Origin of the sequence: Streptomyces tritici (assembly GCF_048500665.1) — a bacterium.
GTDB classification, from domain to species: domain Bacteria; phylum Actinomycetota; class Actinomycetes; order Streptomycetales; family Streptomycetaceae; genus Streptomyces; species Streptomyces tritici.
In genome coordinates this window covers 3468069-3482810 of sequence record NZ_CP183183.1, presented here as the reverse complement: position 1 = coordinate 3482810, position 14742 = coordinate 3468069, and the positions used below count along the sequence as shown (strand labels likewise).

At 71.8% G+C, this 14742-nt stretch carries 13 protein-coding genes and 1 tRNA gene; 7 read left to right on the top strand and 7 right to left on the bottom strand.

Translation table 11 applies throughout. From position 1 onward, the window contains the following. The first annotated feature begins 11 nt into the window (after nucleotides 1-11). The gene (locus tag ACNJ93_RS16085) at nucleotides 12-1145 is read left to right on the top strand and encodes an acyl-CoA dehydrogenase family protein (protein WP_418958093.1); all 1134 of its coding nucleotides are present in this window, start codon (nucleotides 12-14) and stop codon (nucleotides 1143-1145) included. A gap of 12 nt (nucleotides 1146-1157) precedes the next feature. On the opposite strand, the gene ACNJ93_RS16080 is transcribed toward ACNJ93_RS16085, so the two are convergent. From ACNJ93_RS16080 to ACNJ93_RS16065, 4 genes are all read right to left on the bottom strand, one after another. Continuing rightward, on the bottom strand, nucleotides 1158-1502 hold the full coding sequence (locus tag ACNJ93_RS16080) for a rhodanese-like domain-containing protein (protein ID WP_418958092.1): 345 nt from the start codon (nucleotides 1500-1502) through the stop codon (nucleotides 1158-1160). Between the two features lie 39 nt (nucleotides 1503-1541). After that, nucleotides 1542-2375 carry a J domain-containing protein gene (locus tag ACNJ93_RS16075; RefSeq protein WP_418958091.1) on the bottom strand — a complete coding sequence of 278 codons (834 nt, stop codon included), beginning with the start codon at nucleotides 2373-2375 and terminating at the stop codon, nucleotides 1542-1544. A gap of 62 nt (nucleotides 2376-2437) precedes the next feature. Then, nucleotides 2438-3892, bottom strand: coding sequence for a DUF2252 domain-containing protein (locus ACNJ93_RS16070; protein ID WP_418958090.1), 1455 nt, complete (start codon nucleotides 3890-3892; stop codon nucleotides 2438-2440). Nucleotides 3893-4024: 132 nt separating this feature from the next. Beyond that, a complete protein-coding gene (locus ACNJ93_RS16065) occupies nucleotides 4025-5086 on the bottom strand; it encodes a hypothetical protein (protein ID WP_418958089.1) in 1062 nt (353 codons plus the stop codon). 134 nt (nucleotides 5087-5220) lie between these two features. Between ACNJ93_RS16065 and ACNJ93_RS16060 the strand changes: the two genes are divergently transcribed. Further along, a complete protein-coding gene (locus ACNJ93_RS16060; RefSeq protein ID WP_418958088.1) occupies nucleotides 5221-5673 on the top strand; it encodes a MarR family winged helix-turn-helix transcriptional regulator in 453 nt (150 codons plus the stop codon). 41 nt (nucleotides 5674-5714) lie between these two features. Here ACNJ93_RS16060 and ACNJ93_RS16055 read toward each other — a convergent pair whose 3' ends face one another. The 3 genes from ACNJ93_RS16055 to ACNJ93_RS16045 all read right to left on the bottom strand — a co-directional run bounded on the left by ACNJ93_RS16055 (nucleotide 5715) and on the right by ACNJ93_RS16045 (nucleotide 8484). Beyond that, complete coding sequence (locus ACNJ93_RS16055; protein WP_418958087.1) at nucleotides 5715-6383, bottom strand: response regulator; 669 nt, start codon at nucleotides 6381-6383, stop codon at nucleotides 5715-5717. A gap of 51 nt (nucleotides 6384-6434) precedes the next feature. Next, complete coding sequence (locus ACNJ93_RS16050; protein ID WP_418958086.1) at nucleotides 6435-8207, bottom strand: sensor histidine kinase; 1773 nt, start codon at nucleotides 8205-8207, stop codon at nucleotides 6435-6437. Between the two features lie 190 nt (nucleotides 8208-8397). Further along, nucleotides 8398-8484, bottom strand: a tRNA-Leu gene (locus tag ACNJ93_RS16045). Nucleotides 8485-8774: 290 nt separating this feature from the next. Between ACNJ93_RS16045 and ACNJ93_RS16040 the strand changes: the two genes are divergently transcribed. The 5 genes from ACNJ93_RS16040 to ACNJ93_RS16020 all read left to right on the top strand — a co-directional run bounded on the left by ACNJ93_RS16040 (nucleotide 8775) and on the right by ACNJ93_RS16020 (nucleotide 14639). Further along, on the top strand, nucleotides 8775-9599 hold the full coding sequence (locus ACNJ93_RS16040; RefSeq protein ID WP_418958085.1) for an FhaA domain-containing protein: 825 nt from the start codon (nucleotides 8775-8777) through the stop codon (nucleotides 9597-9599). Between the two features lie 10 nt (nucleotides 9600-9609). After that, on the top strand, nucleotides 9610-10128 hold the full coding sequence (locus ACNJ93_RS16035) for an FHA domain-containing protein FhaB/FipA (RefSeq protein WP_418958084.1): 519 nt from the start codon (nucleotides 9610-9612) through the stop codon (nucleotides 10126-10128). A 116-nt stretch (nucleotides 10129-10244) separates the two neighbouring features. After that, complete coding sequence (locus ACNJ93_RS16030; RefSeq protein WP_418958083.1) at nucleotides 10245-11717, top strand: PP2C family protein-serine/threonine phosphatase; 1473 nt, start codon at nucleotides 10245-10247, stop codon at nucleotides 11715-11717. A gap of 28 nt (nucleotides 11718-11745) precedes the next feature. After that, on the top strand, nucleotides 11746-13176 hold the full coding sequence (locus ACNJ93_RS16025; protein ID WP_418958082.1) for an FtsW/RodA/SpoVE family cell cycle protein: 1431 nt from the start codon (nucleotides 11746-11748) through the stop codon (nucleotides 13174-13176). After that, nucleotides 13173-14639, top strand: a complete 1467-nt coding sequence (locus ACNJ93_RS16020; RefSeq protein ID WP_418958081.1) for a peptidoglycan D,D-transpeptidase FtsI family protein — start codon at nucleotides 13173-13175, stop codon at nucleotides 14637-14639. The genes ACNJ93_RS16025 and ACNJ93_RS16020 overlap by 4 nt, the downstream gene beginning before the upstream one ends. The last annotated feature ends 103 nt before the right edge of the window (nucleotides 14640-14742 follow it).

The following is a 14742-nucleotide window of genomic DNA, read 5'->3' as shown; positions in this document are numbered from 1 at the left end:
AGGGCACGGCTGTGGACTTCACCTTCACCGAGGAGCAGCAGGCAGCCGTCGAGGCGGCCCGAGGCGTCTTCGCCGACGTCCCGCCCGACGGCGTCCCCAGCCCGGCGCTCACACCAGGCGCCGTGTCCGACACGTACGACCGACCCCTGTGGTCCCGCCTCGCCGACGCCGACCTCCTCGGACTCGTCCTCGACCCGCGGCACGGCGGCGCCGGCCTGGACCTGCTCGCCCTCTGCCTCGTCCTGCGCGAATCCGCCCGCGTCCTGGCCCGCGTCCCGCTCCTGGAGCACTGCGCCGTCGCCATGACCGTCGAACGGTACGGCAGCCCCGCCCTCGCCGACGCCCTCCTGCCCGACGCCGGACGCGGCACCCCCGTACTCACCGCCGGCGCCCACGGCCGCACCGGCCACGAACCCGCCGAACTCGCCGCCACCGCCCGCCACGACGGCGACACCTGGACCGTCGACGGCCTCCACTCGACCATCCCCTGGGCCCACTCCGCCGACCTGATCGCCCTGCCCGCGCACACCCCCGAAGGCCGCGCCGTCATCGCCCTGATCCCCCGCGGCCACGACGGCCTGACCCTGTCCGAGCAGTACTCAACCAACGGCGAACTGCTAGCCGAAGCCCGGCTCGACGCGGTACGCCTCGACGCCGACCGCATCATCGACGCCGACGGCGCCTGGAACTGGCTCCGCGACGTCCTCGCCACCGGCACCTGCGCACTCGCCCTCGGACTCGGCGAGCGCGTCCTCGACATGACCGCCCGGTACACCGGCACCCGCGAACAGTTCGGCTTCCCCGTCGCCACCTTCCAGGCCGTCGCGATGCAGGCCGCCGACCGCTACATCGACCTGCGCGCCATGGAGGTCACCCTCTGGCAGGCGGCCTGGCGGCTCGCCGGCGGCACGAACGGGGCACTCCCCATCGCCGCGGACATCGCCGTGGCAAAAATCTGGGCCGCGGAAGGAGTGCGCCGCGTCGTCCAGACCGCGCAGCACCTCCACGGCGGCTTCGGCGCCGACACCGACTATCCGCTGCACCGCTACCACGCCTCAGCCAAGCATCTGGAACTCTCGCTCGGCCCCGCCGCCGCCCACGAGGAGACCCTGGGCGCCCTCCTGGCCGCCCACCCGCTCAGCTGACGAGCGCCGCCGCTACAGGACGAACGGTGCGCTGCCGTTCTCGCTGACCATCGGCCGTTCCGCGCCGTCCCAGGCGAGCATGCCTCCGTCGACGTTCACCGCGTCGATGCCCTGCTGCGTCAGGTACTGGGTGACCTGCGCGGAGCGCCCGCCGACCTTGCACATCACATACGCGCGGCGACCGTCGGCCACGGCCTCGGTCACCTCGCCGAAACGCGCCACGAATTGGCTCATCGGCACGTGCAGCGCGCCGTCGACGTGTCCGGCCGCCCACTCGTCGTCCTCACGGACGTCGATCACCAGGGCATCCGCCGGCACGGAGGCGACGTCCACCGAGGGAAGCGGGGCGAAGTTCATGGGTCAGGCCTTCTCTCGTCGGGGAGGGATACCGAAAACCTACTCCACCGGCTGCGTCAGCGCGGAAAGCTCGGCCTCGCGCTCGGCGACCTGGGCGAGCAGCTGCTCGGCGATCTCCTCCAGCAGCCGGTCCGGGTCGTCCGGGGCCATCTTCAGCATCTGCCCGATGGCACTGTCCTCCAGGTCCCTGGCGACCACCGTGAGCAGCTCCTTGCGGCGCGACAGCCACTCCAGGCGCGCGTACAGCTCCTCGCTCCCGGACTGCTCGCTCTTCGGCGCCGGGCCCGCCGCCCACTCCTCCGCCAGCTCCTGCAGCAGGGCGACGTCACCCCGCCCGTAGGCGGTGTTGACGCGGGTGATGAACTCCTCGCGGCGGACCCGCTCCGCCTCGTCGCGGGCGAGGTCGGGGTGGGCCTTGCGGGCGAGCTCGCGGTAGAGCTTGCGGGCCTCCTCGCTGGGCCGCACGCGCTTCGGCGGCTGCACGGGCCGGCCGGTGAGCATGGCGGCGGCCTCCGGGGACAGCCCGTCGGAGTCCAGCCAGTCGTGGAAGAGCTCCTCGACGCCAGGCATCGGCATGACCGCGGCCCGCGCCTCCCGCGCCTTGCGCAGGTCCTCCGGGTCACCGCTCCGCTCGGCCCTGGCCTCGGCGATCAGCGCGTCCAGCTCGTCGAGCCGGGTGTACATCGGCCCCAGCTTCTGGTGATGCAGCCGGGAGAAGTTCTCGACCTCGACCTTGAACGTCTCGACCGCGATCTCGAACTCGATCAGCGCCTGCTCGGCGGCTCGCACGGCCCGCTCCAGCCGCGCCTCGGGCCGCTCCTCGTTCACACCGCTCACGTCCCCGCCATCACTCACCACCACGTCACCCCCCACCCTACGGCCGGGGGAGGGGCCCCCTCCCCCTCCCCTCCCCACCCACCCCGCCCCTCGTTGGCCTAGACGCCCAGCTCGGCCGGCATGCGGCCGGTGCGGACGGCTGTCAGCAGGTCCGCGTGGTCGGCCTCCGTGCGGTCGGCGTAGGCGACGGCGAAGGAGGCGACGGCCTCGTCGAACTCCTCGTTCTTGCCGCAGTAGCCGGCCAGCAGCCGGGGGTCGACGCTGTGGGCGTGTGCGCGGGCCAGCAGCGCGCCGGTCATACGGCCGTAGTCGTCGAGCTGGTCGGCGGTGAGCGCCGCCGGGTCCACGCTTCCCTTCCGGTTGCGGAACTGCCGCACCTGGTACGGCCGACCCTCGACCGTCGTCCAGCCGAGCAGGATGTCGCTGACGACCTGCATCCGCTTCTGTCCCAGCACCACGCGCCGGCCCTCGTGGCCGACCTGCGGTATCTCGAAGCCGACCGCGGGGAGGTGCGGAAGCAGCGCCGACGGCCGGGCCTCCTTCACCTGCAGCACCAGCGGCTCGCCCCGGTGGTCGAGCAGCAGCACCACGTACGACCGGGTGCCCACGCTGCCGGTGCCGACGACCCGGAACGCCACGTCGTGGATCGCGTACCGGGCGAGCAGCGGCAGCCGGTCCTCCGAGACCGTCTCCAGATACGCGCCCAGCGAGCCGGCGACGGCCGCCGCCTCCGCGTCGGACACCCGCCGCAGCACCGGCGGCGCGTCGACGAAGCGCCGGCCGACCGTGCCGGCGGCGTCCGTCAGCGTCTCCGTCGACTTGGCGGCGAACCGGGCGCTGGTGTTGTTCCGTGCCTTCTCCGCCACCCGCTCCAGGGTGCCCAGCAGGTCGCGCGCGTCGGTGTGCGAGACCAGTTCCTCGTCGGCGATCGCGTTCCAGGCGTCGAGCGCCGGGAGTTTCGCCAGCAGCCGCATCGTCCGCCGGTACGCGCCGACGGCGTCGAACGCCGCCGCCCGGCAGGTGTCCTCGTCGGCCCCGGCCTCGCGCCCGGCGAGGACGAGGGAGGCGGCGAGCCGCTTGACGTCCCACTCCCACGGCCCGACGACCGTCTCGTCGAAGTCGTTGAGGTCGATGACGAGCCGGCCGCGCGCGTCTCCGTACAGGCCGAAGTTGGCCGCGTGGGCGTCGCCGCAGATCTGCGCGGGTATGCCGGTCACCGGCGAGCCGGCGAGGTCGTGGGCCATCAGTCCGGCGCTGCCGCGCAGGAACGCGAAGGGACTGGCGGCCATGCGGCCGACGCGTATCGGCGCGAGTTCCGGCACGCGGCCGCGGCTGGACTCCTCGACGGCGCGCACCGCGTCGGGCCGGTCGTCGGCGAGGACCAGCGCCGCGTGGTCGGAGCGCGGGACGCGCTCGCGCAGCAGTTTGCCGAGCCCCCTGGGGGAGTCCGTCGCTCCCGCCGCCGCGCGTCGCGCGAACCCGGGCACGAACGGAACGCGCTCGTCTCCCCCGGCACTTCGCTGTTCCGGCACCGCCACCAGGACCTCGTCCATGGGACGCCCTCCCCGCTCTCGTACAGTGCCGCGACGCGGCCGCTGAACATCAACTGCGAAGACGGTACCCGCGCCGCCGAACAGGCGTCTGCCCCTGTGGACAGCGGGTTCTCCTGGGGAAAACTCCGTCACTCAGACGGGGACGACCTCCTCGAGTTCCTCCTCGATCTCGTCGTGGGCCGGGCGCTCGACCGGGGCGTCCGTCCGCCGCCGGGCCGACTCCGTGCGCCCCGCGACGGCCATCAGCACAAGACCTGCCAGCAGCCAGCAGACGAGGACGGCCACGTTCCGGCCGAGGCCCTGGCCGTCGAAGTAGACATGGCCGCGCAGTCCTTCGACGAAGCCCGCGCCGTTCCAGAACGCGTGGAGGGAGCCGAAGAAGCCCGGTTGCAGCTCGGGCCGGTAGATGCCGCCGGAGCTGGTGAAGTTGAGCATCACGAACAGCACCATCACGCCGAGCGTCGTCCACCGCTTGAGGAAGGTGTGCAGTCCGACGCCGATCAGCAGCACGCCGGCCGCGTAGAGCCAGGACAGCGCCCACAGGCCGCCCAGTCCCCGGTCGACGAGGTGGAACACGGGCCCGGCGAAGGCGGTGCCGATCAGGCTGACGACGAACGAGGTGCCGACCGCCAGCAGGGCCCTGATCCGCAGCGGCAGCGCGGCCCCCGCGCCGCCGATCACGGCGACGGAGGCGTACGACCCGATGCTCACCGCGACGAGCAGGAAGAAGAGGCCCTGTCCGGTGGGGTCGCCCTCCGAGACGGGCGCGACGTCCGTGACCTTCAGCGGGGCGCCCTGGCCCGCCGCGACTTTGGTGAACACCTTCTCGACCGCCATGGCGCTGGTGTCGGAGGAGGCGGAGGCGACCAGCAGTTCGGGCCGCTCCCCGGGCAGGTAGGCACCGAAGCTGGAGCGGTCCCGCAGCGCCGCCACGGCCGCGTCCCGGTCGGGCTCGGTCCGTACGTCGAGGGCTCCGGCGCCCTTGTCGTGCAAGGTCTGGGCGAGCACCTGCGCGGAGGGTCCGGAGCCGACGACGTCGACCCGCAGGTCGTGGGGTTCGGGGGCGTGGAAGGCGCCGAGGTAGGCCAGTCCCATGCCGAGGCACATCAGCAGGGGCGTGATCAGGTGCGTGAGCACGTGCCGAAGCGGTGGCGGCGTCGGTGTCATCGGTGCCGTCGGTGTCCCTGCCGACATGGGAGACCTCCATAGTGGTTGGCTTTTACAACTGAACAACCGTTGCACGATACATTCAACTCGTTGTGTTATACAACTGAGGAGTCGGGTCGCAGGCCGGCCGCGGCTCAGCGAAGTGGGAAGAAGGTACGTCCATGTCGGGTGCGCGTGACGCCTCCGTCGACATCATCCAGCGCGAGCTGACCGCGTTCGCCCGCCGTGCCCGCGCTGCCGCCGCCCGCGTCCACCCCGAGCTGTCGCTCGTCTCCTACACCCTGCTCTCGCACATCGCAGACCAGCAGGGCTGTCGGGCCACGGACCTCGCCGCCCATTACCTGCTGGACAAGTCGACGGTCAGCCGGCAGATCGGGGCCCTGGAGAAGCTCGGCCTGGTGGAACGCCGCCCCCACGCCGACGACCACCGCGTCCAGGTCCTGCACACCACCGAGAAGGGCAGCGCCATGCTCGCCGCCGCGCAGGCCAGCCGGCTCGCCGCGTACCAGGAGCGGCTCAAGGACTGGTCCTCCGACGACCTCGCCCGCTTCGCCGACCTGCTCCTGCGCTACAACGCCGCCGGCACCACGGTCACCGCGCCACCCGCCCCCTAGCCCACCCGCCCCTGGGCCGCCCGGTCCCGTCCGCCGCCGGCCTACGCGCCCTCCAGGCCCGCGTCACGTGCCAGCAGCGCGGCCTGGACCCGGTTCTCGCAGCCGAGCTTGGCGAGGATGCGGCTCACGTACGTCTTCACCGTGCCCTCGCTCATGTGCAGCCGCCGGCCGGCGTCCGCGTTGGACAGGCCCTCGCCGAGCAGCGCGAGCACCGCACGCTCCCGTTCGCTCAGCGCCTCGACCCGGCCGCGCGCCTCCTCCGCCCGGGCCGCCTCCCGGCCCGAGGCCAGCCGGTCCACCACGTGCCGGGTCGCCGCGGGGGAGAGATAGGCGTCTCCCGCCGCGGTCGCGCGTACCGCCCGGATCAGTTCGGCGGGTGCCGTGTCCTTCAGCAGGAAGCCGACGCTGCCGTGCTCCAGTGCCCGCAGCACGTTGTCCCGCTCGCCGAACGTGGTCAGCACGACCACCCGTGCCGTCGGCACGGCCCGGCGCAGCTCCGGCAGCGCCGCGAGCCCGTCGAGTACCGGCATCTGGATGTCGAGCAGCACCACGTCCGCCGCGTGGGCCCGGGCGGCGTCGACCGCCTCCCGGCCGTTCGCGGCCTCCGCGACCACCTCGATCTCCGGGTCGGAGGTGAGGATCATCCGGATCCCGGCTCTGATCAGCGGCTCGTCGTCGGCGACCACGACCCTGATGCGCCGCCCCGTCACGGCCTCCCCCTTCCCGGCGGCCTCCCGGGGATGCCCCCGGCGTCCCGGCCGCTACCGCCTGACGTCGTACGCCTTCTTCTCGATCAGCTTGCCGTCCTTGAAGCAGAACCGGAAAACCGGCTCCGTCTCGACGGTGATGTCCTCCGGCACGTCGGACGACATCAGCACCAGGCACCGCGACCCCTCGGGCTCCTTCGGTCCCTTGCCGCGCAGCCCCGACATGGCCACCGAGTCCCCGCTGGGCAGCCGGTCGCGGACCTCCTGCTCGCTCGCGCCGACCGATATCGCGTCGTACTCCGCCGGGTCGATCATCGAGTTTCCCACCGCCCGCACGAGGAAGAACGCCCCGAAGCCGACCGCGAGGACCAGCAGCACCACCGCCGCGGCCGCGATGCCGCAGCCCAGCGCGACCCCGCTGCCCCTGCTCCTCGTCCTGTTCTCGCGCAGCGCCATCGTCAGCTCCCGTTCCGTGCGGCTCAGGTCGGCCCACGGGTCCGACCTCCAGTCCATGACGGGTTCAGAGTGGCTCCGCGGAAGGGTCGTCGACTGCTGCCGGAAGTCGTCGGCCGCATCCACCAAAGGCGCGGCCTGGGGAAGGCTCTCGCCCCCGCCGCCGTACGGAAGGACGCCCGCGACGCGGAAGCCGCCGCCGTCCACCGGCCCGGCGTGCACCATGCCACCGACGAGGCGGGCCCGTTCGTGCAGGCCGGTGAGGCCCTGCCCGCCGCTGATCACCTCGCCGGCGGGCCGCGCCGGGGCCGCGTTCACGACCTCCACGACGAAGGCGTCGGGCTCGTACCGCAGCTCCACCTCGATCGCCGCGCCCGGCGCGTGCTTGTACGCGTTCGTCAACGCCTCCTGGACGATCCGGTACGCGGCATGGCCCGCGGCCGCCATCAGCGGCGGTCCGTCGCCGGTCCGCTTCAGCGCGACGGTGTTCCCCGCCGCCCGCCCGGCCTCCACCAGCGCCTCGATGCCGGCCGTCCCGCGCCGCGACTCGTCCGGCGCGCCCGCGCCGCCAGTCCCCGCGTCGACCGGTGCCTCCGTCCCGTCGCGCAGGATGCCGACGACCTCCCGCAGCTCGTGCATGGCCGTCACCGAGGCGTTGCGCAGCACGCCCACGACCTCGCGCTGGCGGTCGGTCAGTTCCGGGTCGACCTCCAGCGCGCCCGTGTGCACGGAGATCAGCGCCAGCTGGTGGCCGAGGCTGTCGTGCATGTCCTGCGCGATCCGCTGCCGTTCCCGCAGCCGCGCCTGCAGCGCGACCATCGACCGCTCCCGCAGCAGCCGGCGGTTGCGGTCCTGCAGCGCGTGCAGCAGCGTCCGGCGCTGCGCCCAGTAGCGGCGGGCGAGTCCGGGAACGACCGTGGTGGCCAGGAAGTAGATGGTGCTGACGAACGCCAGGCGCAGGGCTCCCTGCCAGTCCCAGGCGTCCAGCAGGGTCGTCGCCATGTAGAGCACGTACGCGCCCGCGAGCGCCGCGAGTGCCCGGCCGGCGTCGGAGATGTGCCGGCCCGCCGACCAGCCGACCAGCATGAGCAGCACCACATAGCCCGGCAGCACGGGCGCGAGGGCGCCCGTGACGACGAGCACAGTGGCGGGGAATCTGCGGCGCAGCAGGGACAGCACCATGGCGCTCGCCGCGACGGCGGCCGGCCGCCAGCCGTCCCCGCCGATGATCTCCTCGGTGCCGGCCGCCAGGACCGCCATCAGCAGGGCGAGGACGGCCTCCCCCGCGGTCCTCCGCCGGGTCCACCGCTCCGGGCCCGCCAGCCACCGCCACGCGGCCACCGCCGCACCCCTGAACTCCGTAGCCGCTTCCACGCCCGCACCCTAGGCACCGGGCCGCCCCTGCGGCGTCCCACTTTCGTCCCCGCCCGCGACGACGAAGGTCTCGACCGATACCGACGACCGGCCGACCTGACCAGCGACCAGACCGCCGACCGTCCGCCCGACGCGGCGACCCGCACAACGCAGAAGCCCCGTAGGTCTTTCGACCTACGGGGCTTCCGTCTGGTGCGCGAGGGGGGAGTTGAACCCCCACGCCCTTGCGGGCACTGGAACCTGAATCCAGCGCGTCTGCCTATTCCGCCACCCGCGCATTGGGTGTGTCCCCTGTGCTTCCCGGTTTTTTCGGCCGGTCTGCCTGGCGACATCTGAAGATTAGCACGTCGCCGGCCGTGGATTCACATCCGTTTGTTTGGACCCCGTCTCCGGCGAACAGGACCAGCGGCGGGAGGGGCTGCGGGACACTGTCCCGAGGCCGCCTCTACGATCCGTGTGAGAGGTGACACTCGTCCACAGGGCAGAGAAGGGGAACCAGCCGATTTCCCGACGCGTGGATACGATCAGTAAGCAGTACCAGGACGGCGACGACGGAGGAGGTGCCCCATGGGAGTCCTGAAGCGGTTCGAACAGCGACTCGAAGGTCTGGTCAACGGCACCTTCGCCAAGGTCTTCAAGTCCGAGGTCCAGCCCGTCGAGATCGCCGGCGCCCTCCAGCGCGAGTGCGACAACAACGCGACGATCTGGAACCGCGAGCGGACGGTCGTCCCGAACGACTTCATCGTGGAGCTGAGCGCCCCGGACTACGAGCGCCTCAGCCCCTACTCCGGCCAGCTCGGCGACGAGCTCTCCGGCCTGGTCCGCGACTACGCCAAGCAGCAGCGGTACACCTTCATGGGCCCGATCAAGGTCCACCTGGAGAAGGCCGAAGACCTCGACACCGGTCTGTACCGGGTGCGCAGCCGGACCCTGGCGTCCAGCACCTCGCAGCCGCAGCCGGCGGGCGGCCCGGGCCCCGGCCAGGCGCCGCTCGGCCAGCAGCCGCCGCGCCCCGGCTACGGCTACCCGCCGGCCGCACCGCCGATGCCGGCGGGCCCGCCGCCGGGCGCCCGCCCGGCCGCTCCCGGCCCCGGCTCGCTCCCCGGCGCGCAGGTGCGCCGCTGGATCGAGATCAACGGCACCCGCCACCAGATCTCCCGCCCGACGATGGTGCTCGGCCGCAGCACCGACGCCGACGTGCGGATCGACGACCCCGGCGTCTCCCGCCGGCACTGCGAGATCCGGACCGGGACGCCCTCGACGATCCAGGACCTCGGATCGACCAACGGCATCGTGGTGGACGGGCAGCACACCACCCGCGCTACGCTCCGCGACGGCTCGCGGATCGTCGTGGGCAGCACCACCATCGTTTACCGGCAAGCCGAAGGGTGAAGCGGGGGCAATGTCAGAGCTGACCCTCACGGTCATGCGGCTGGGTTTCCTGGCCGTACTGTGGCTGTTCGTGATCGTGGCCGTGCAGGTCATCCGTAGCGACCTGTTCGGCACGCGTGTCACGCAGCGCGGCTCCCGCAGGGGAGAGGCGCGGCCGCAGCAGGCCGCCGCCCGCCAGGCCGCCGCGCCGCCGCCGCAGCGCGGCCAGCAGGCCGCCGGCCGGCAGCGCCGTGGCGCCCCGACGAAGCTGGTCGTGTCCGAAGGCACCCTCACCGGCACCACCGTCGCGCTCCAGGGGCAGACCATCACCCTGGGCCGCGCGCACGACTCCACGATCGTGCTGGACGACGACTACGCCTCCAGCCGGCACGCCAGGATCTACCCGGACCGGGACGGCCAGTGGATCGTCGAGGATCTCGGGTCCACCAACGGCACGTATCTCGACCGGACCCGCCTCACCACTCCCACGCCGATTCCGCTGGGCGCGCCGATCCGCATCGGCAAGACCGTCATCGAGCTGCGGAAGTAGTGCTACATCATGATTAGGCGCGAGCGGAGCGAGCGGGACGGGCTCCCGACCGGAGGGTGGGCAGTGTGGCTCGAGACCGGCTGTACCCCGAGGCAGCAGCGACAGGGCAGGTCGGCATGACACTGTCTCTGCGTTTCGCCGCGGGCTCGCACAAGGGCATGATCCGCGAGGGCAACGAGGACTCCGGCTACGCCGGTCCGCGGCTGCTCGCCATCGCCGACGGCATGGGCGGCCAGGCCGCCGGCGAGGTCGCCTCGTCCGAGGTGATCTCGACGCTGGTCCAGCTCGACGACGACATCCCCGGCTCCGACATCCTCACGTCCCTCGGCGCCGCGGTGCAGCGCGCCAACGACCAGCTGCGCATGATGGTCGAGGAGGACCCGCAGCTGGAGGGCATGGGCACCACGCTCACCGCCCTGCTGTGGACCGGTCAGCGCCTCGGCCTGGTCCACGTCGGCGACTCGCGCGCGTACCTGCTGCGCGACGGCGTCCTCACGCAGATCACGCAGGACCACACCTGGGTGCAGCGGCTCGTCGACGAGGGCCGGATCACCGAGGAGGAGGCGACCACCCACCCGCAGCGCTCGCTCCTGATGCGCGCGCTCGGCAGCGGCGACCACGTCGAGCCAGACCTGTCGATCCGCGAGGTGCGGGCCGGCGACCGGTACCTGGTCTGCTCCGACGGTCTGTCCGGCGTCGTGTCGCACCAGACGCTGGAGGACACCCTCGCCAGCTACCAGGGCCCGCAGGAGACCGTGCAGGAGCTGATCCAGCTCGCGCTGCGCGGCGGCGGCCCCGACAACATCACCTGCATCGTCGCCGACGTGCTGGACACCGACTCCGGCGACACCCTCGCCGGCCGGCTCAGCGACACCCCGGTGGTCGTCGGCGCGGTCGCCGAGAACCAGGTGCAGCTGGGCGACGGCGGCGCCATGCAGACCCCGGCCGGCCGCGCCTCCGGCCTCGGCCGCCCGCAGGCCGCCGAGCCGCCCGCCGGCGGCTTCGGCCCGCCCGGCAGCGGCGACCACGGCTACGGCGGCATGCCGCCGCAGGGTTCCTTCGGCGCGTACACCGACGACGACTTCACCAAGCCCCGCACCGGCCGCAAGTGGCTCAAGCGCTCGTTCCTGTTCGTCCTCACGCTGGGCGTGGTGGGCGGCGCGCTGTACGGGGGCTGGCGCTGGACCCAGACGCAGTACTACGTCGGCTCCAAGGACGAGCACGTGGCGCTGTACCGGGGCATCAGCCAGGACCTGGCCTGGGTGAAACTGTCGGAGGTCGAGAAGGACCACCCCGAGATCGAACTCAAGTACCTGCCGCCGTACCAGCGCAAGCAGGTCGAGGAGACCATCGCGGGCGGCACCCTCGGCAAGGCGCAGACCAAGATCCAGCAGCTGGCGACGCAGGCCTCGGCCTGCAAGAAGCAGGAGCAGCGCAAGGCCGCCGCCGACGGCGCGGCCGACAAGGCTCCGCCGCCCGCCAAGGGCACCGCCACCCCCGACTCCAAGCCCACCACAGCCGCTCCCTCCCCGGGCCCCACCCTCTCCGAGGAGGAGCAGAAGCTGGCCTCGAACTGCGGCAAGCAGTAACCGGCCCGTAGGGGGGCCTTCCACCACCATGAGCGTTGTCACCAACACGACCACCATCGGCGCCATCGAGGCGCCGAGCCGCCGCAACACCGAGCTGTGGCTGCTCGGCTTCGCCGTCGCCATCCCGGTGTTCGCCTACCTCAACGTCGGCCTGGCCATCGACGGCGCCGTGCCGGCGGGCATGCTCGGCTACGGGGCGGGCCTGACCCTGCTGGCGGGCGTGGCCCACCTCGTGGTGCGCAAGTGGGCGCCGTACGCGGACCCGCTGCTGCTGCCGCTGGCCACACTGCTGAACGGCCTCGGTCTGGTGCTGATCTGGCGGCTGGACCAGTCGCCGCGGATCATCGCCCGGTACGACACGTTCACGCCGGACGCGCCGAAGCAGATGATGTACTCGGCGATCGGCATCGCGATGCTGGTCGGCGTGCTGCTGCTGCTCAAGGACCACCGCGTCCTGCAGCGCTACACGTACATCTCCATGGCCGCGGCGCTCGTGCTGCTGCTGCTGCCGCTGGTGCCGGGCCTCGGCGCGGACGTCTTCGGCGCGAAGATCTGGATCAACATCGGCGGCTTCTCGATCCAGCCGGGTGAGTTCGCCAAGCTGGTCCTTGCCGTGTTCTTCTCCGGCTATCTGATGGTGAAACGCGATGCGCTGGCGCTGGCCAGCCGCCGTTTCATGGGGCTCTACCTGCCGCGTGGCCGTGACCTCGGCCCGATCCTGACCATCTGGGCGATCAGCCTGCTCATCCTGGTCTTCGAGAACGACCTCGGTACCTCGCTGCTGTTCTTCGGCATGTTCGTGATCATGCTGTACGTGGCCACCGAGCGGACCAGCTGGGTCGTCATGGGTCTGCTGATGTCCACCGCGGGCGCGGTCGTCGTCGGCTCGACCGCGACCCACGTCCAGTCCCGTGTGGCCGCCTGGCTCGACCCGTTCGGCTGTCTGGAGACGGCCCCCGAGGGGTCGAACATGCTGGCCGCCTGCGACCAGATGACGCAGGTGCTGATGTCGTTCGGCTCCGGCGGCATCCTCGGCACCGGCCTCGGCCAGGGCAACTCGGACCTGATCGGCTTCGCCGCCAACTCCGACTTCATCTTCGCCACGGTCGGCGAGGAGCTCGGTCTGGCCGGCGTGATGGCGTTCCTGCTGCTGTACGGGCTGATCATCGAGCGCGGTGTGCGCACGGCGCTGGCCGCCCGCGACCCGTTCGGCAAGCTGCTGGCCATGGGCCTGTCCGGCGCCTTCGCGCTGCAGATCTTCGTCGTCGCCGGCGGCGTCATGGGCCTGATCCCGCTGACCGGTATGACGATGCCGTTCCTCGCGTACGGCGGTTCCTCCGTGATCGCGAACTGGGCCCTGATCGGTGTGCTGATCCGGATCAGCGACACCGCGCGCCGCCCGGCGCCCGCCCCCGCCCCGTCCCCCGACGCCGAGATGACCCAGGTGGTCCGACCGTGAACAAGCCCCTGCGCCGGGTCGCGATCTTCTGCGGCCTGCTGGTCCTCGCCCTGCTCATCCGCGACAACTGGCTCCAGTACGTCCGCGCCGACGAGCTGAACTCGCACCCGAAGAACAAGCGGGTCACGATCGAGCGGTACGCCCACGAGCGCGGCAACATCATCGTGGACGGCAAGCCGATCACCGGCTCCGTCGACACCAAGGACCCGTACTACGCGTTCAAGCGCACGTACGTGAACGGCCCCATGTGGGCGCCCGTCACGGGCTTCGCCTCGCAGGCGTTCGGCGCCACGCAGATCGAGTCGATCGAGGACGGCATCCTCACCGGCAACGACGACCGGCTGTTCTTCGACCGCACCCTGTCGATGTTCACCGGCGAGAAGAAGACCGGCGGCGACGTCATCACCACCCTGAGCGGCGCGGCCCAGAAGGCCGCGTTCGAGGGGCTCGGCGACAAGAAGGGCTCGGTCGTCGCGATCGAGCCGGCGACCGGCAAGATCCTCGCGCTGGCGTCCACGCCCTCGTACGACCCGTCGACCTTCGCCGGCTACCACAACGCGGACGCCAAGGCGTGGCAGGCGCTGGAGAAGGACCCGGACAAGCCGAAGCTGAACCGCGCGCTGCGCGAGATCTACCCGCCCGGCTCCGTGTTCAAGGTCGTCACCGCCGCCGCCGCGCTGGAGAACGGCAAGGTCACGAACATCGACGCGGCGACGGACACCCCGGAGCCGTACAAGATCCCGCTGTCCACCAGGAACATGAAGAACCACGCCCAGGGCTGCGAGAACGCCAGTCTGAAGCGGGCTCTGGAGGTCTCCTGCAACTCGGTCTTCGCCAAGCTCGGCGACGAGGTGGGCCGGGACAAGATGGTCGAGATGGCGGAGAAGTTCGGCTTCAACAAGGAGCAGTTCGTCCCGGTGCGCGCCGTGGCCTCCGTGTACGACAAGAACATGGACCGCGGTGGCAACGCGCTGTCGTCCATCGGCCAGTTCAACACCGCCACCACGCCGCTGCAAATGGCCATGGTCGCGGCAGCGGTCGCCAACGACGGCAAGCTGATGAAGCCGTACATGATCGACGAGCTGCGTGCCCCGAATGTGGACCTCGTCACCAAGACCGAGCCGGAGGAGCTGAGCCGCCCGGTCTCGCAGGAGAACGCGCAGCTGCTGCAGACGATGATGGAGGCCGTCGTCAGCGACGGCACCGGCGGCAGGGCCGACGTGAACATGCAGGGCGTGCGGGTCGGCGGCAAGACCGGCACCGCGCAGCACGGCGAGAAGAACAAGGCCCGCCCCTACGCGTGGTTCATCTCCTACGCGAAGACCGACCAGGGCTCCCCCGTGGCCGTCGCCGTGATCGTCGAGGACGACGCCGGCACCAACCGCGAGGACATCAGCGGTGGCGGTCTGGCCGCCCCGATCGCCCGGGACGTCATGAAGGCGGTCCTGAAGAGCAGGAGCTAGGCGTCCCCTGAACCCCGACCGGCCGGGCACAGTCGGATACCGGTCCTGTATCAGGTACCGGTCACGGGCGGAACGCCTTCCCGAGGCCGGTACCGTATGCGCG